This window comes from Cetobacterium sp., from assembly GCF_048470075.1.
GTDB lineage: Bacteria > Fusobacteriota > Fusobacteriia > Fusobacteriales > Fusobacteriaceae > Cetobacterium_A.
Genome location: NZ_DBGBQB010000012.1, coordinates 1 through 20629 on the forward strand (window position 1 = coordinate 1; position 20629 = coordinate 20629).

A 20629-nucleotide genomic window follows, 5' to 3' on the forward strand; every position below is an offset into this window, starting at 1 on the left:
GGTAATAAGGCAAGTAGTCAATAAAATAAAGTATTTCTAGTTGCTAAAAGTATATTTTGTAAACTAGACAATGTTAAATTTTAATAGATTCCTTTTTCAATTTTTTGCTAAAATTTTCCAATTAAATTGATAAACCAGCCTTGATTTTTATAATCTAAATCACTTCCTCCATTTGTATATTTTAAATCTTTTAAATCATCATCAAACTTACTAAAGTTATACCCTACTCCTATTTGCATATTTTCATTTATATCTCTATAAATTCCAATTAAAGCACCTTGTTGTAACTCATCAGTTTTTCTACTTTCTAGCCAATGGTACTCTGCAAATATATCCCATTTATATATAACTTCATAAGTTGCTCTAACAGAATAAAGATTTATGGTATTACTATACCAATCTCCTCCGGATACTAATCTAACTTTATCATCTCTTATTGCATACTTTCCAGCTAAACTTAATCTTTGGGTAATATCATAGATAGCTTCTAAAGAGAATATATGAGCTTTAAAATTAAATGCTGTTGGAGAGTCTACCAGTCCTGTTCCATTGGTATCATAAATATAACTCCATCTAGAAATAAGATTTAATCTATCATTATAAACTGGTCTATAACCAAATCCTAAACCTAATTCATAATATTTATCATTCCCATCAAAAGTTCTTGTTAAATATTCATTGTTGTTTCTTTTTAAAGTATATGTATCTCCATTTAACTTTATATAATTAGCTTCTGCAAAAAGAGTGTATTCAGGAGTCGGCTTCCATTTTAAATTATTAATTAAACCTAAACTATCTAAAGATCTAGCACCGGAATCTCTTCCATATTCAACTCTATGTTTTGAATACAGCTCTTCTCCTGTATATCTTAAACTTGCCGTTACATTATTACGTGTAACTTTTCCATCTAAAATATCTACATCTCCACGTTCATACATAAATCCAATAAATATATTTTTATCAACCTTGTAATCTATTCCATAACCTTGAAGTAATCCTTTTTCAGAATAATTTTTCATTAAACTATTCTCTTGAAATAAGCTAACTCTATCACTGTATGCAAATCTTTGTCCTAATGTTAAATCACGACTTAAATCATCTTCATTTTCAAATGTATAACCTGCATATATCTCGTAGTCTGGGCTATACTTATATGCTACAGTTGTTTCAATTGCGTCTCCTCTATTTCCTGTACTTACAGCACCTCCTAATTCTAATTTTTCAGTTGGTGAGTATTTCGCCCCTACAGTGATCATATTATTTGGCCCATATTCCTTATCTCTCCAAACAGAACTTTGAAGTTTTGTATACCCATCTAACTTTTCGTTAAACTTATAATCAGCTCTAGCTCCAATTAATACTGCCTCACCATTATCTAAATCATCACTATTATAAGTTATTAATTCAGATTCATCTTCAGCGTTTTTTACATACTCTCCTTCTAATCCTAAAGTTAATCTATCCGTGATTTTTCGAGATCCTCCTATAGCTATACTTTGTTGTTCTTGATATCCATCTTCTAAGCCAAAATCATCATATTCTTTCTCTTTATATTTTGATGCTTCTATAAAAAGCAATGTTTTTTCATTTAAATTATATTCGGCTTTTATTCCTACTTCTTCTTTATCTAATCCACTAGCTTCAGAGGCTATAGAAAAATTCTTATCTTTTTTAGAATACCAAAATAATAGAGCATCATTTGGATTAAAATTTTGATTATAATCATTAGGAGCTAAACTTCCCTCTATATAATAAGCTTCTCCTTTTCCATTAGTTTTTATAATAGGTTGTTGAATATAATCATATCCTCCATTATAAGAAAACCAATTAGAATTTTTTGTTAGCTGGTTACCATCTGTTTCAGAGTATTCAGCTTTTATATATGTTCCATTTGATTTTTTTAGTGTTATATCTCCACTTTTTAATTCATAATCTGCTAAATCTCCTTTTCTATTTTCTTTTACATATGTTCCTCCAAAAGCTATATTATCTGTAATCCAACTTTTAGCTCTTCCTCCTGCAGTTAGATTTGATATATTTTCATCTAAAGAATAGTATTCATAATCTGCAACTAAATATATATTCTTTTCTCCCGATGGAGATGGTTTTATTATATCTACTCCATTTTGTGTAAAATAGCTTTGGCTCAAAGGTTCTGATAATATAACTCTACCAGATAATTCATTTATTGTATAATCAGTACCTTCTGAAAGAGTAACTCTATCAAGAGTCCTTCCTGTAGTTTTATCTTTTATTTCTAGTATTAGCTTAGCACTTCCAATAACTATATCTCTTTCACTCAAATAATAGATACTTCCGCCTGTTCCTAAAAAAGTATCTCTTTTATAACTTGTATCTGGATTAGACGCAAAAACTTCTATATGATTTCTTGAATCTCCAAATGGATTAGTTTCTAAACTATTATATTCCGCTCTTGCACCATATAAACTACGATTATATTGGTTGTATACTCCTGTATCTAATCCTGTTTCATAGTTACCCCAAAGAATTTGAGACTTATCCCAATCAACTCTTAAGTAAGCCTTTCCTTCTGTTTCAACATCATAATAAAGTTCTGATTCGTCTCCATAATCAAAAGGCCAGTATTGATTATCTATTTTTCTAAAAATAGCGTCTGGATCTCTTCTATAAAAATCAGAGAACATATATTTTATCTCTTTGCCCCAAGTATCTGCTTGAGCAGTTATTTTATATTTTTTTCTTACACCTTTATAATAAAATCCCAATCTTCCTGTATTATAATAGCTAGGTTTAAATGATGGATCATTTTGTAAAATTGCATCACTTCCTGATATATTGTTCTTACCATAAAAGAAATCTGCTAAAGCTACTAAATACTCATAATTTGGATTTGTTTCTACTTCTACAGGATATTCTTTCTGAATTTCCCCATTTTGGAGAACAAAATTATAAACTTTTAATGGTTCGTTAGATATTGTTTCATAAATAAAATCTCCTGTTCCATCAAGTTCGATTTCTTGATTATCTAACTTTACAATTGTTTTAGGATCTAAATCTCTTCCATAAAACTTAACTTTTGATCCTGTTATAGGTATATTTTGTAAAGCTAAATCGCTTGTTCCATAAACTTTTTCTTTTAAAGTTGTTTCATCTATGTTTAAACTACTTCTATCTATCTCATCTAAAGTTAAAGTTTTTGGATAAGTCTCATCAAAAACACCATTCTTTCCATAGACTCTAAGAATATAAAATAAATTATCAACATCATTTAAGCTGCCCTTTTTTTCAATCTCTCCATTCCATACAATTGAAGTATTATAATCTAATTTATCTCCTTTTAAAGTGGCTACAGGAATTCTTTTTAAAATATCATTTTCTCTAAAAATTAAAATCTCATATTTTTCGATGCTAGTTTCATAATTAGTATACACATAAAAATTTACTGGTTTTTTAATTTTTCCTAAAGAATCTATCACTACATATTCATCACTCAAAATATTTAATCTTGGATTAACAGCTATTGAGTCAACTATACTATAAATTACTCCTTTCCTATTTTCTAAAAATACTCTTCCTTTATAAATAAACTCATTATTTTCTGATAATGTCTCATTATTTATTAAAGGTGAGCTAAGTTCCATTTTCTGGAACTCAACTCCTCTTACATTTTCTATTGATTCACTCCATTCTCCTTTGGTTAAACTTTGTGTAGATTTACTGTCTATAACTTCATATTCATCATAAGCATTTGGAGGTTCAACTATTTGAGCGCTTAATTCATTTGATATAAAAGTTAATAATAAAATATACAAACTCCAATTTTTTCTCAAATATTTACTCATTATTTCCCCTCCTTCTTACCTTCTATTAGTTTAACGTCTATTTTTTGATCTTTAAAATACTCTGATATTGTTTTTAGTAAAATATCTTTTCTTTCCTTATCTAATTTTTGATTTTTTGAAGTATTCAACTCTAATAACAAATGATCTTTAATTTTTAATCTTGATTTTATCGATTCAAAAAGTCTTTCTGTAACAACTGGTTTTAGCTCACTTGAGTCATCATAGAATATAACTCCTGGATATATTCTTGTTCTTAGTAATTTATCTCCATTTTTTTCAGTTTCATAAGTTGTTCTTGGCAAAACTACTCCAAAATTATATTTAATTATTGTACTTCCCAATCTTTGAACTTTTGGATTTTCTGTTGTGAATATTGTTCCAGCTGGTAAAGTTGCTGAATCAACTTTTAGTATATAGTTTTTACCTTTCTCATCTGAAACTTCTGGTATATGAAATCTTCCATACTGGTCTGTTATTGCAACTAATCCTTCTATGTTAGCTACTCTAACTCCTGGGAATCCCTCTTCTATTAAACCAGTATTTACTATAGTTATTCTTTCATAATATTTTACTTTGTTATCTTGATTTTTATTTGTATTTCTCTTTAAAATATCTCTTTTTATAACTATATTTTGTGAAACCATACCTTTTTTCTTTAAACCAGTATGATTAGTTATAACTTTATTATCATTTGTTAAAGTTATATCCGTTCCTTCATCTGTTGTAACCCTTATATTACCTAGAGATGAAATATCATTTAAACCTGTATATATTTCCAACTTATTTTTATCTAAAGCTTCTCTTTCGCTCATTCTTCCATGTAGTATCTCTTTTATTTTTATACCTTTATTTAGAGGTACACTTCTATCAGGAACAGGTTTTCTTAGTCCATCAATTACATAGAAAGTACTGTTAGGTACATAAGCTGAATCTGGTATATTTTGAGTTACTGTTATTTCTGTTGCTCTATTGTCATCTTGAGTCCCATCTCCATCTCTATCATGGAACACTTTACCTATAACAGTGGTTGTTTCAAACAACGGATCTTCTACTACATCAACTTCTGCTGTATCCTCATTAGAAATTACTGTTCCGGAAGTATTAGTTACAACTGCTGTATTTTTATAAACTCCCCTTACAACTCCTAGAGAAACTTTTGTTAAATACACAACCTCAATTTGCTGCTTTGGAGATAGGTGGAATGGCCCTACAACAACTGTATCTCCTACATATTTAGCTGGTATTGTACCTATTTTTTCACCATTTTGAACTATTTGCAGTGAGCCATCCACATAACTAAATCCTGCTGGTGGAGTATCTTTTATAAAGATGTTCATTATTGTCTGGTTTTCATTGTTTGTTACTAGTAAACTATACGGTACAAATTTTCCTATTGACGTTTCTCTAACTCCAGCTTCTTTGTCTATTGTAACTAAAGGTTTTTTAATTTTTACTGTAGCTTTAGAAGTTTGATCTGGTAATCCTGGGAATCTTATTAGAGCCGTATTCTCAACCTCTTTAACATTTAAATTTAAAGATGTTTTTGCTTTTACTGTATAGGTTAAAGATTCTCCTGGAGCTATCTCTGCATCGGTTATATTTATATTAGTATTATTTGTTGGTAAAGTTCCTATTGATGAATTAGTTCCTGCAACTCCTGTTGTTAACCACTCAGTATAAACTGGAATTTTTCCATCTGAATTTGAAGTTGCTGTAATATCGGAAATATTATCAACAATTGTAAAGTTTGTAGCTCTTCCCACCCCTATATTTGTAATTTTTATTGTATATTCTATTTCATCTCCTAAAAGAATTTCATTTCTAAGTGATGATTTTAATATCTCTAATTGTGGAGCTTTTGGAATAACCACGACAAATGCTTCTAGAGGATTTGTTAAATTAGGCGTACCATCATTATTTTGATCAAAGTTTAATGATACTGTATTGATTAGTTCCTCTCCTGTTACTAACACTGCTGTATCACTTACTTTGGCTTGAATTACAATAGTTGCTTCACTATTTATTCTAGGAATATTAATTTTTGAACTAGTGCTATTAATATCTCCTGTATAAGGTAGTGTAACTCCATTTTCTTGTACAGATACTAATTTTATTGTTGATAGATTAAATACTTCTTCCCCTGCTTTAGTTTTTATATTTGAAATCTCATCTACTACTTGAACATTAAATACTGGTCTGTCTGTTCCTATTTTAATGGTATACGTTACAAGTTCACCATTTATGATACCATTATCATTTTCAATATCTGTTGTAACCATTTTTTCTACAGTTAATGTAGGATCAAATGGTGTTGAAGATACTGTTGACTCTATTGTTTGTGGATTTCCATCAGGGGTTTGTGATGGTATCTCTGCTGTTGCTGTATTTATTATATTCCCAACAATTCCATCAATAACCTTGGCAGTAACTGTATAAATAATTTTTGCACCTGGTTTTAAAGAAAGATTATCAAGAATAACTCCATCACTTTCATCTGTTGGTGTTACAATTACAGAATTTTCCGGAAGTATCTCTTTTGTTACTATTATTCCAGATTGGAATGGATACACCATTTGCCCTAAATTATTCATTGCTGTTATATCTTTCAATATGTCTTTTCCTATTATATTATTTATATTTGTTTTCCCTATATTTTCTATAACTATTGTGTAAATTAAAGTACTCTCATTTTCAAAATTTGCTAAATCTACTGTTTTAACTAATGTTACCTCTGGTGGAAGTGGATCTATTTTTACTAAATTAGAAGTTACTATCTCTGGCTCGTCCTCTCCAACTGGTGGTATAGTTATTGTTGCTACATTGTTTATTCTAAAAGCAGCTAAAGTTGAAATTTTTATTTTTATAGAGAATGTTATGCTCGAATCATTTTTTATATCAATTTCCGCTTTTAAATTTTTAACTGAGTCTAATATAGTAACTGAATTCTCTGAATTATCAGTTGTATATGATATAACCATACTAGTTATATCAAATGCCAAACCGATGTCATTACCAAATAATATTGTTGTTATCTCTGCAAAATTATCCTCTAAAATTGCATTTCTTATCCAGCCATCTCCATTATTAGTAACTCTCACAGTATATTCGACCTCTTGTCCTGGTTCATAAAACTCTGTATTTGTAGTTTTTTCTATACCTAGTTTACCTAGTTTTCCAACAGATATAGCTTCAGCTATAGTCTCTTTAGAAACTGGTTGACCTTCAATTATTTCTATATATTTACCTACAGCTGTATTTTTTATTTGTCCAAAAACATTACTCATAGTTGTAGCTGCAACTGTAAGAATGACTTTATCTCCTGGCGCTAAATCAAATGTCGCTGTATATGTTGTTCCTTCAGTTGAGTTTTTAACTTCTTCGCTTATTAAAGCTGAACTATCTGGTATAACCAAACTTACTTTCTCCCAGCTACTAAATGCTAATCCTGTGGCTGTACTTCCTCCTGAAATTTCTGCTGTTATAGTTCCTATTGCATCTTCTAGTACAAAGTTTGGTATTACTGATTCTCCTGGATTTTCAATTTCTATTGTATAAGTCAATGTTTCACCTGAAACATAGTTAGATTTATCTACAAATTTTGTTAAAGTAGGGATTGATGGTATATTATCTATTGGAGGATCAAATTTTCCACTCTGATTTCCATCTGGATATTCAAAATAAGCTGTATTTCTAATTTGTCCATAAATATTACTCTCAGCAAATCCTCTAATCTCTATTATAACTTTTGTATTTTTTCCTAAATCAATAGATACATTATCTATATTTACTCCTGCTGTAAGAGCATTTAAATTATCTATATTAGAGTTAGCTATATCATCTCCTTCCAATCTAGAAGTTATTGTCCAACCTGGCTTAAATGCCTGTGTTGTTCCTCCACCTACCTTGTTAGCTAAAATATCAGTTATTATATCTCTAACAATAACATTGTTTGCAACATTAGATGTTGATGTGTTACTTACAATAACATTAAATCCTATAGGACCATTTGGTACATATGTCTTAACTGACGGTTCTTTAAATATAGTTATATTTCCTGGAACTGTTGTTGATACCACTGTCTCTTGTAATTTTACAACTTCATCTGGACCTTCATATTCAACAAAACCATTATTTTCTATATCTCCAACTATATTTCCCTTTACTGTGGCAGTTACTGTATAAACAACAACATCTTTTGGAGATAGATCAATTTTAGTATTTATATCTTCATCAGTTAAATTTCCACTTTGAGTATATGTTGTACCTGTTCCATTATCAGTTCTTGTAACTGTAAATGTTTGGAATGGAGCTATAAAACTTTCATCTAATGCTTTAGCTGTAATTTTTGATAATTCATCTTTAAAGCTGATATCATTTATAAATGTATTACTACTATTTGCTATTGTTAATTTATATTTTATTGTTCCACCTTGAGTATATTCACTGCCATCTATAATCTCTTTAGTAAACTTTAAATCTCCTTTTTTTGGTTTGATTTCTGGTGCTGTTGCTCCAATTTCATTAGCTGTTACAATATTTTTTGGAATAGTTCCTACTGCTGCACTGTTTATTTTAGCAGTTATTTCTATTACAACAGTATCTCCTGCTGATATATCTGCCTCTAAAGATATATCTGTATTTGGAGGTACTAATAAAGATGGAGTTATACTTGTAGTTGAGTGAGATTTTGTTACAAGTGTTGTCCAACTTTGGAAAGCTGATCCGATTATTTCTCCTGCTAATTCTGTTTTCAAAGTTGAGATTTTATCATCTATTTTTACATTATTTGCAGCTGTGCTACCTGTATTTGAAATTTTTATTTCATATACAACAACATCTCCACTCTCATAATTTTGACCATTAAATGATGATCCAGCTATTGTTTTAATAACTTTTTCAACCGTTAATATGGAATCTCCTGGTGAAACTCTTACAGAATCGTATATCTTTTTCTCTTTGTAAGTTGCTGAAGCTCCATTTTCTATTACTCCAATTGGCTCTCCATCTTCTTCTGTTCCTTCATTGATATCTGCTTCGATTATTAATGTTATAGTTTCTTTTGCTTTAATATTTGTTACTATTGCTACATTTGTTGTTGATGGATTTGCACCTATTGATGGGACTGGTGGAATTACTGTAGATGGAACTGATCCTGCATCTCCAACCACACTTACCAACTTCCAAGAAGCAAATGGATTTATTGTCACTCCATCCTTTGTTGTAGAAACTTTTATAGCATTTGGTAAATCCTCTATTAAAACATCTCTTGCTAAAATATTGTTATTATTTGTAACTTTTACCACATAAGTTAATTTTCCTGGGACTGAATAATTACTTTGTACCACACTTTTTATGATAGATAAATCTCCATCTAATGGATTTGCAACTACTTCATTACTTGTTAATGGAGGAGTATCTTTATCTTTTAAAGTTGCTGTATTTTTTATTGTAGAACTTACATCCTCTTTTAACTTAGCAGTAATTATAAATTTAATTTGACTAATAGGTGCTATATCAATTGTTGCACTTAAATCTGTATTAGCTGGTAACGAACTTGGTAGTATTGAAGATAGTGTTGATGAACTTTCAGTAGTTATTGTCCAAGACTCAAATGCAGGTCCTACAATATCATCAACTATCTCTGAAATTTTATCTTCAATTAAGATATCATTACCCCATCCTAATCCTCCATTTTGAACTACAAGAGTAAAGATAATTGTATCCTTATCTTCGTATATCTCTTTATCTATCTGTTTACTTATTCTTAATTTTGGAATATCACCTTTAGTAATAGCATTATCCTTTAAATGTATCTCTTCATTTTTTCCATTTTTATAGATTACATTGGCAATATTATCTATTTCACCATAAGCTTTTGGATCTAAAATTCCTTTTAAAGTTATGATAACTTTATCTCCTGGTGCTATATTTAAAGTTGCTGCATATGTATCTCCACTTAAAGTTTCTGTTGTTATTATAGAAGTTGATGGAATTATTACTGATTCCCTTGTCCAAGAGGTAAATGCCTTTCCTTGAACAGTACTTCCAGCTAAATCAGTTTTTAAAAGTCCTATATCGTCGGTTAACTTTACTCCAATAGCTGGTCCAGTACCTGTATTTTCTATCTCTAATGTATAGAGAATTTCATCAGTTGGTGAATAAGTTGGCTTAGATACACTCTTAACTAAATTTAGTATTGGGTCTTTTGGTTTTATTGTTGCATCATCAGATCCTGTTTTATTTCCATCAATACCTTTTAAATACTCATAATGGGCAGTATTTAAAATATTACCATAAATTCCATCTTCTGCTGTTCCTCTTATTCTCACAATTATTTTTGTAGATTTTCCTATATCAATATTTATACCATTTATGTCTCCTGAACTTGGAATAGTTGTAGCATTAGTATTTACTGTATCTCCAACCACTTGATACGTTATTGTCCAACCTGCTTTAAAAGCAGGAACTTGTTCTGTTTCTCCTATTTTAGATGCTTTAATTCCTGAGATTAGTTCAAAAATTTTTAAATCATCTATTAAATTCTCTGTTGATGTATTTTCAATAACTATATCATAGCCTATTGGTCCACCTGGTGTATAAAACTCCTCAAACTCTGTTTTTGTTATTTTAGCAGTACCTGGTGCTGATGTTGATGTTACACTCGATTCAGGTAAAGGTTTCACACTTTTGTTAAATACATAGCTACCTGTAACTTTATTTATTATATCTCCCACAATATTATCATTAACAGTTGCTGTTATAGTAAATATAACTTTATCTCCTGGTGCTAAATCCATAGTTTCATTTAAATTAGCATTTGTTATCGGATAAGTATTACTATAAATTGTTCCTTTATTTAAATCAGTTTTTGTTATAGTCCATCCATCTTTAAAAGCTTTCACAGAATCACCATTTAGATTTGTAGCAAAAACTGTACTTATTGAATCAATTACATTTACATTATTTAACCACTGCTTTGTATTTGGATTAATCAACACTATATCATATTTAATTATTCCACCTGCTAAATAAGAACTACCCTCAACTATTGTTTTAGTTAAAGATGGCGCTATTGGTTCTTTTGGAGGTATTGGTGGTGTTGGATCATCTCCTCCATTTATAACTGCAATATTTGGTGATATTGTTCCCACTGCATCTCCTCTTATAACTGCACTTATAACTACATTTATATATTTATCTGGGCCTAAATCTACCAATAAATCTATATTATTATTTGGTGCTATTGGTATTATTTCCTCGACTTTTGTTGCAGGAGATTTATCTATTGCTATTGTCCAGCTAAGGAAAGGAGATGCTATTGTTCCACCAGCTAACTCTGCTACGACAGAGCTTATACTATCTTTTATAGCTACGTTATCTGCTACACCATTTCCTGTATTTCTTACACTAATTGTATAAACCACTGTTTGGCCAGGTTCATAAGTCATTCCTGATGTATATGGCACGCCTCCAATACTAGTTATAACTTTATCTCTTTCTAATACTGGTGGGTAGGGTGTAAATATTACTTCATTTGAATTTTCTTTTACTGGAGTTCCTGATATGGTTTGTACTAGTGATGCAGTATTTTTTATAACCGATTGTGGAAAATTATCCTCTATTCCTGATGTTATTTGTGCTCTTATAACTATTTCAACCATTTCATTGGCTTTTAATCCAGTAACTACTTTTATGTTACTATCTGAAGTTGGAGGTGCTCCAACTGAAGGAGTTATACTTGTTGGTACACTTGCTGGTGTTCCGCCTCCACTATATGTTATTGATTGAATACTCCACTGTGTAAATGCTGGAATATTATCTCCACCACTTCCTTCAACAAGTATATTTTTTATGTTATCTGTTATTTCTATTCCTGTTACCGCTACAGCCTCAGGATTGCTAACTATTATTTTATACTCAATTACATCATTTAACCAATATTGAACTGGTCCAGCTGTAAATCCAGATCTTTCTCTTATATTATTTTGCTCTTTCTTTATAAGTAGCTTGCTTGTCTTAGGTGATGTTATAACTTCATTACTGTCTACTGATGGTGTTGTTGGATTAATAGGATTACTTGGATCATATTTATACTGTGCTTCATTTTTTATATCAGTAGTTGTATTGGATTTAAGTTTTGCAACTATTTTAAAATCTATTCCAGATAATGGTGCTAATGAAACACTCGCATTTAAATCAGTATTTATTACTGGGAATGATTGACCAGTTACAATTGCATCTTGTGCACTTCCTGGTTTAGTAATCCAACTTATTGACCATGAAGCAAATGCAGCTGTATTAGTTCCTCCTATATCGGCTGTTATAGAACTTATTTCATCTATAACCTTTATTCCATTTGCCCAACCTGTTCCTGTATTTCCTAAAGTAATTGTGTACGTTAATGTATCTTCTGAAATATAAACAGCTTTATCTACGGATTTTAATATTTTTATATTCGCAGGTAGGGTGTTCACTGTTTTTGTATCTTCATCTAACTTATTACTGTTAGAATCATTAATTTTAGCAATATTTGTTATTGGTCCCGCTGCCAATTCGTTTACTGTTGCTTCTAAAACTATTGTTACTGTATCACCTGGGTATATATCTCCTATTACTTTATATCCATCTGTATATGTCATATCTCTTGTTATTATTGTAGCTGGATTTGTTTTTGCTAAGGTTACTTGAGTAAAACTAGTTATCGCTTGACCTGTAGTTCCTCCTGCTAACTGAGTTTGAAGTAAACTTAGATCATCTACTATAGAGATATCATTTAAATACCCAGTTCCTGTATTTTTTACTACTATTGTATAAATTATTTTTCCGCCCGGAGTATATTCAGTTTTATTTACAGATTTAGTTAACTCTGCTAACCCGGGTTGTGGAGTTAATGTAACTGTTTTTGGACCTAAATCTACGCCATTATATGTTGCATTAGCAGTATTAACAATGTCTCCTATTGCTGTATTAGTAGCTTTTCCTTTAATTCTTATCACTAAAGTTTCCCCTGGACCTAAAGTTACTTTTCCTGATGTTATATCTCCATTTGTGCCTATTCCAGTTGTTGAATACCTAGTACTATCACCGCTAATACTAACTGTTTCTAAAGTCCATCCTGGTTGGAAAGCTTGTACTGTTCCACCAGTTGATGACTGAACTTTAATTCCAGTCACTATATCAACTAAATTTATATCTTTAGCAATAGCATCTGTACTTGTATTAACAAGAACTAATCTGAATCCAATATCACCATTTGGAGCATACGTTGTAATGCCAGTCACTAATGGTAGTTTATAAAACTCAACTGTTGCAGTTCTTGGATTTATTTGTTCACTTGGTTTATCCACATTATTAATTTTAGCAATATTTATTATTGATCCCGCTGCTAATGATGATGTTGTAGCTTTTATTATAATTTCAACTTTTCCTGTTGGTGCAATATCAATCTCTGTATTTATATCAACATTATCAGTTAATGTATTTTGTAAAATTGTTTGATTATTATATGAGGTATCTGTATGAGTTATTGTTGTGGCAATTGTCCAGCTAGTAAAAGCTTGACCTAAGCTTCCATTTAATAATGTAGTTTTTATTTTACTAATCTCATCTATAATCTTGATATCATTACCATACCCTTCCCCTGTATTTTCGATAGTCAATTTATATTCTACGACTTCATTTGGTCCATATATTTTATTTGTAGGTGCAATTAACTCCTTCTTAGAAACTATATTTGGAGCTTTTGGATTTATAGGATCTGAAGGATAGTTTGTTCCTCCTACATTTACCACATTTGCTGGTATTGTTCCAATTGCTGATTTCACAATATTTCCTGTTATTTTATAAACAATTTTATCCTTAGGAGCTAAATCTACTTCTACTTGAAGATTAGTAGGACTATTTCCTGGTTTTGATTTTATATTTGTCAACACTGGTTTTGATAAGCTATTTGTAACAACTGGCACAGATATTACAACATTCTCTAAGGCGTTTCCAGTTGTATCTCCTGTTAAAGATGTAACAATAGAATCTATATTATCTCCTATTGTTAAATCATTATAAAAACTACTTCCTGTATTTTCTATTGTAACTTCATACTCTACTGAATCTCCTGGAGAATATGTCATCCCTGCTGTAAATGGAACTCCATTTAATTTTACTAAACTTTTCTTAGACGTTATTGTTGGAGCAACTGCACTCAATTGTTTTGTTTTTACATTTCCATCATAGGTAGACGTATTTGTAAATTTACCTATAACAGTATCTTTTAAAAGTCCTATTATTATAAATTCAATTTTCTGAAGTGGTGCTATTGTTACCATACTTGTTAAATCAATAGTTTGGTTAAACGTTCCTACAGTTGTTACCGTTGGATTTGCAGGTATATAATTATATGTTGCAGTATAACTTTCAAAAACTGGAGCTGTTGGAGCCTCTCCTGAAGTAGCAGTTTCTGCAACTTCACCTATAATTGAACCTACAAGATCTTTATATGTTTTTAAATAACTTGTTCCTAGCCCTGTATTTTCAACAACAATCTTATAACCTACATATTCTCCTGGTAAAAAAGTTGTTTTTACAGTATTTGTTAATGAACTACCATCTGAAGATACAACATAAGCTTCTTTTGTATGATTTATTGTCGCTGATTGCATAGTTGATGTTATTGTAGATTTTTGTCCATTTAAACTTGCAGTATTTGTTATATTTCCAACTGCTTTCTCATTTATTTTAGCTTTTACTGTATAAATAATCTCACCATTAGGATGCAAATCTATCAAAGTATTTATCCCTTTTGTTGTCGAAGTATTTAAAACTATACTATTATTTATATCTGGTATTGTTGAAATTCCTGTTGAGCTTACTCTTGTAATAGTCCAATTATCAAAAGCTGGTCCTGTAACTCCTGTTGAATATGCTGTTGTAATAGCACCTAGGTCATCTACAAATGTTCCATTATTCAAAATACCTTTTCCACTATTTGTTAAAGTTATTTTATATTCTATAAAACCACCTGGCATATATTTACCACCATTTATAACTGTAGTTCCATCAGGTCTATAGAAATTTAAAATCTCTTTTTTTATTTCTGGCTTATCTGTTGTTGGACCTACTTGGTTTGAAACGGCATCCCCATCAACTGTAACTACATTTGTTAAAAACCCAACCGCTTTTTCATTTACTTTGGCTTTAATTTTATAAACTATAGTTCCACCGATAGGAATATCTGGAGTTGCTGTTAATTTTCCGTTTACTATTGTTGGATTTCCTAAGTTGGCTTTATATCCTGTTTCTATTGAATTCACTGTATCTACTGTCACATCAGTAAGAGCTGGTATTATTGTTGCTCCTGTTGAATCTAAAACAGATATTGCATTAAAATTATCTTCAACTAATATATCTTTTGCATTCCCTTTACTATTATTTCTTAATGTTATAGTATACGTTATATATTGCCCCGGTTCATATTTATTTGGAAGTACACTCTTTGTATTTTGGAGATTATATCTAAATGGTTCTGTTATAAGTCCATTGTTATTAATTTTTCCAATGGCATCCTTTCTTACAACTCCCTCTATTACATATTGAACCTTTTCTCCTGGCTTTACATCTACAACTCCTACTAAATTTTCATTATTAAGTATTCCTTGAGTAAATACTTCCTCTGTTCCATCAGTTTCTCCTGTTATAATTTTTTTAACAGTAAAATTATATGCTCCCGTCTCAGGAACTACAAATGGGTTTCCAGTTGTTCCATCAATTAAATCTACTGATAAATTTTTAATAAGTTCATTTATCGATATATTATTTTGATATCCTGGTCCTGTTGAATTTACAGTTATTGTATACTTGAGTGTATCTACACCTGGAATATATACTGATTTATCAACTGATCTTGTTATTCCTCCACCTGGTGGGATAATATTATGTTGTACAGATGATGTTCCAATTGTAGTCGCTCCTTCTAAAAGAGTAGCTATATTTGTTAGTTGGGGTGTTATAACCCTCTCACTAACTGTTCCCACTATTTTGTATGTCATTGTAGAGTTTGCACTTATTGTTACTGTATCATTTAAATCAATATTATTTCCCACAGAGATTGTTGGATTAGACGTATTTTCTCCTTTTGTTATTACCCAACTTGTAAATGCCTGTTGATTTGGCATATCAGTTACATTATCAACACTTAAATCATTTGCATATGTAGCTTTTATATTTGTTATAAAATCTTTTACTGTTACCGTTTTAGAAGATCCTAATCTATTTACAACATCTATATAATATGTTATAGTTCCTCCTGGAGCAAAAGTTGATGTATCACTTCGTTTAATAAAATCAATTAAATTTCCTGATCCACCATTTTTTGTTATTGTAGCAGATGTTGTAGTTGTCAAATTATTTTGAGTATCAGTTACTTCAACAGTATTTGAAACTGTTTTTCCATTGTATCCTGTTTTTACTCTAGCCACAACTGTGTATTCTATAGTCCCTCCTGGGGCAATATCTACAACTGCATTTAAATCAGTGTTAATTACTCCTATTATTCCTGTCGTTGTTCCTATTCCAGTAGGAATGCCACTTATTGAAATATCTTCAAAATAAGTAGTATCTAAAATATCTTTTACAAGAGTATCATTTGCATACCCATTTCCAGTATTTTTTACTACAACTTTAAAAGAAACTGTATTTCCTGGAATAAATGTTCCTGATATTGCTGTTTTTGAAGTCACTAAATTTGGTAACTTAGGATTTATTGTAGCTGTTGATGTTAATCCATCCGCTTTAGCTGTATTGGCTATAGGACCATAAATTACATTATCATCTGTTGGTGTTTTTAAAGTTCCTGTTATAATATATTTTACAAATCCTCCTGGTGAAATATCAACTGTATCTACTAAATTTACATTATTTAATGGTCCTATCAAAGTTGATTTTGTTTCTGGTCCACTTAAAATTGGAGCAGATATTGTCCAACTAGAAAATGGATTAGTATTTCCTGTTGTTAAAAGTGCTGTACTTATATCTGTAATTTTATCCTCTACTTTTACACCTAAAGCTACTCCTGCAGTACTAGAGTTACTAACAATTACTTCATATTGAACTGTAGTATCTCCTCCAGCTACATAACTAGTTGTTAATGCGTTTTTACTTATACTAACTCTTGAGTCTCTTGTTATTGACCCTTTATCACTATAAAGAACATCATTTACTCTAGCTAAATTTTTAATAGTTCCTTTTGCCTTTGGATTTACTACCGCTACAATTGTATAAGTTATTCTTCTATTCGGACCGATTATTGCATCTGTTATATTTAAATCCTCTGTTGGCGAATATGTACCTGCCGATGACGGATCTGAACCTGTCACAAGTACAGGTGTTCCTGATGATATATTATAAATTTTAGAAATTATATTCCAAGAATTATAAGCTGGACCTGTGGTACCATCTATTAGAGTTGTAGTTATTGTACTTAATAAATCTTTAACCCTTACATTGACAGCATACCCATCTCCGGGATTATCAACATCTATTGTATATGTTAAAGTCCCACCTGGAATATATTCAGTAGTATCGACGTTTTTAGCAACCTCTAAAACAGGAGATGCCATTTTTACTCCTGCTCCTAACTCAGGCACATTATCCCCTCCAGTTGAAACTGTATCTATAATTGTTCCAACTGTTGTAAGTTTTGTCTTAGCTTTTATTTGATAAACTATACTTCCATTTGGTCCTATGTCAGCGGTTAATATTAAATTACCAGTTCCATTTGTTATAGCCCCTGTTCCTGGAACTGTTCCTATACCGGTGGTGCTTGATACAGATAAATCCCAACTATCAAATGCTGGTCCTGTAGTTCCATCTATTTGAGTTGCTGTTATAGAACTTAATAAATCTTTTATAGTTAAATTATCCATAAAATTATTATTTGGATTTCTTACTGTAATCGTGTATGTTATAACATCTCCTGGTTTGTACTCTAACTCTGTAGGAACTTTTGTTATAATAACTGATGAATTATTTGCTAACGTTACTGCAGTTGTTGTAGATGTAGCTGTTTTTTGCACAATTGAATTTTTCTTTAGATCCACTTTATTAGCTATATTTCCAATTGAAGAATCTTTAGTTACTCCTGTAATTGTATATATTATTTTTTCTCCTGGAAATACAGTAACTATATCTAAAAGATCGGTATTACTTGTTGTTCCTCCATTTGTAATAATTGCAGAAAGTGATTTTGTTGAACCAGATCCTAAAACTGCAGTCGTTGTCCAACTTTGAAATAACGGTGAGGGGTTAACATTCGTAGCTAATATCCCACCTGTATTCCCTACATTTCCTGTTATAGAAGTTAGTAAGTCCTCAACTAAATAATTACTAGCTATTCCTGCCCCTGTATTTTCTACTGTTACGGTATAAATAATTGTTTCTCCAGGTCTATATGTTGTTTTATTAGCTGTTTTTGTTAAATTTAGTGTTGGTGCTACTGAAGTGGTATTACTCACTGATGTTTTTTCTACTCCATTCCTATCTGTAGCTTTTGCCGTATTAATTATTGGACCTACAATATCTGCTTTTACTTTTCCAATAATTGTATATTCAACGTATGAATTTGTTCCTATAGTAACATTTGTTGCATTTAAATCTCCTGAAGAAGCAAATGTTCCAGGATTGCTTGTTCCTGTACTTGTTGCTGTAATCGTTATTGTTGAACTATCAAATGCCATTTTTGTACTTCCATCTGCTGCTGTTGCTGTTATTGTAGATAACACATCTTCTATTTTCATTTTTGTTATGGGTATTGTTGATGAATTATTTGAAATTCTAACTTTATATGTTAAATTCTGATTTGGTGTATAATTTGTGGGCGATACTGTTTTTTGTATTGAAAAATCATACGTTTCTAAATTTAAAGTGATTGTATTTGAAGTTTCTGTTTGATTTCTTACAGTTGAAGAAGCTGTATTAACTATAGGAGTTGTAACCCCTGGTTTTACATTTGCTGTTATCGTATACTCAACTTTATTTCCTGGTGTTATTGATATTCCTGTAGCAATTAAATCTCCTGAAGATGAAAAACTTCCAAGATTACTTCCACCTGTAGCTGTTCCTGTTATTGATGCTCCTGTTAATTCTGTTGGAAGATTATCGTTTAGGGTAAAATCTTTAATTGTAGTAGTTCCTGTATTTGTAACTGCTATTTTATAAGTTATACTCCCTTCTTTTTCATAATAAGATATTGGAGAACTCTTTACTAAGGTATAAACATATGGAACCCTTGTAAGTGTATTTGTTCCAGTAGCTAAATTGATATTCCCAGAATTATTCGTTACATTTACAGTAACTGTCACAGGACCGTTTATAAGAGGGTTTATAGTTCCTAAAACATAGTACTCTACGTACCCTCCTGCTGGTATATCTACTCCAGAAGCTAAAAAATCTCCTGAAGTGGAGATTATTCCTGCATTTGCATTAACACTAGTCCCTTTAATCTGATTTGTCAGATTACTAAAAACTAATCCTGTGCCTCCCCCTTCTTTATTTGCTGTTATTAAGCTTAATGGTACTGCTACTTTTATATTATTTAAATTTGTACTATCTGGATTATTGATCCTTACTTTATAAAGTATTTGCTCACCATTATCATATAAATTTGATTGAGCAATTCCAGATATATTACTTTTTATTATCTCGATAGTTGGTGCTGATAAAATAAATACTGAATTTAATAAAAATAATATTAAAGCTAAATAACGATTTTTTATTATTCGCGTCCCCATAACTCCTCCTTAAATAAAAAATATTTAAGAATTTATTCTCTATAATTCTTTTGTTCCTTCTTTAATATTCATTTTTTTGAAAGAAATAACAATAACTAAAGATTTATCTTTACTTAATTCTGTGAACTACCACCGCCCTGATAGAAGGCAGGGCTTCGTAGGAAGTATCTGACTCATGTCAGATATATTAATCACGCTCTGCGGGTAGTTCCTACCCTGATATATGCTTTAATAGGCTAGTAGCTCTCTACCAACCTCACGAATATTTATACTTGTATTTAGGTCTCTATCTATCTCTGAGTTACATTCATCACATTTGTAGATTCTTTCAGATAGTGATAATTCAGTTTTTACAGCACCACAAAAAGAACAAGTTTTTGATGATGGAAATCATTTCTCTATCTTTTTAACTTGTTTTCCTAAAAACATAGCTTTGTATTGAAGCATAGTTGTAAATATACCCCACCCATTATCTGCAACACATTTACCAAAGTTTAACGTTTGGCTCATACCTTTCATATTTAGGTCTTCAAGTATTATCGCATTATACTTTGTCACTAGTTCATGTGATAATTTATGTAAAAAATCTTTTCTACTATTTTTAATAAGGTTATAGATTTTAGTAACTTTTAACTTTGCTTTATTCCAGTTGTGTGAGAACTTAACTTTTCTTGATAGTTCTCTTTTGAAAGAAATTCTTATATGCAGTTTCTAAATTTTTAAGTGATTGTTGTAAGGCTATTGAATCAACCTCTTTCAAGAATGGTAATTCAAATTTAAGAGGTACAAGCTCTTTAGCTTGAGTATTGTAAGTTACAGATTTTTTCTCTGTCTCATACAATTCTTTTCTCTGAGCTAAAAATCTGCTATATACAAGTCTAATACAACCAAAAGTTTGATTAATGGTATTCGCTTGGGTTTCATTAGGATATATCCTATATTTAAAAGCTAAGTTATATGTCTTCATAGTTTTTCACCTCCTTAAAATTAATGTGGTCTGATTATACCATATTTTAGAAAAAAAAC

At 30.6% G+C, this 20629-nt stretch carries 4 protein-coding genes and 2 pseudogenes; all 6 read right to left on the bottom strand.

Features of this window, described 5'->3' with window-relative positions; genetic code table 11:
• Positions 1-107: 107 nt before the first annotated feature.
• Positions 108-3824 (bottom strand): hypothetical protein, encoded by a 3717-nt coding sequence (locus tag ACMOUI_RS00350; protein WP_418963759.1) that lies wholly within the window; start codon positions 3822-3824, stop codon positions 108-110.
• Entirely contained in the window at positions 3824-19603 is a 15780-nt protein-coding gene (locus ACMOUI_RS00355) for a hypothetical protein (protein WP_418963760.1), read from the bottom strand. Before ACMOUI_RS00355 ends, ACMOUI_RS00350 begins: the two co-directional genes overlap by 1 nt.
• A 228-nt stretch (positions 19604-19831) precedes the next feature.
• Positions 19832-19939: pseudogene (locus tag ACMOUI_RS00360) on the bottom strand (zinc ribbon domain-containing protein); the annotation flags it as partial.
• 54 nt (positions 19940-19993) lie between these two features.
• A complete protein-coding gene (locus tag ACMOUI_RS00365) occupies positions 19994-20161 on the bottom strand; it encodes a hypothetical protein (protein ID WP_418963761.1) in 168 nt (55 codons plus the stop codon).
• A gap of 3 nt (positions 20162-20164) precedes the next feature.
• Positions 20165-20311 (bottom strand): annotated as a pseudogene (locus ACMOUI_RS00370) (transposase); the annotation flags it as partial.
• Positions 20265-20570 (bottom strand): helix-turn-helix domain-containing protein, encoded by a 306-nt coding sequence (locus ACMOUI_RS00375; protein ID WP_418963762.1) that lies wholly within the window; start codon positions 20568-20570, stop codon positions 20265-20267. The pseudogene ACMOUI_RS00370 and the gene ACMOUI_RS00375, both read right to left, overlap by 47 nt.
• Positions 20571-20629: the final 59 nt, after the last annotated feature.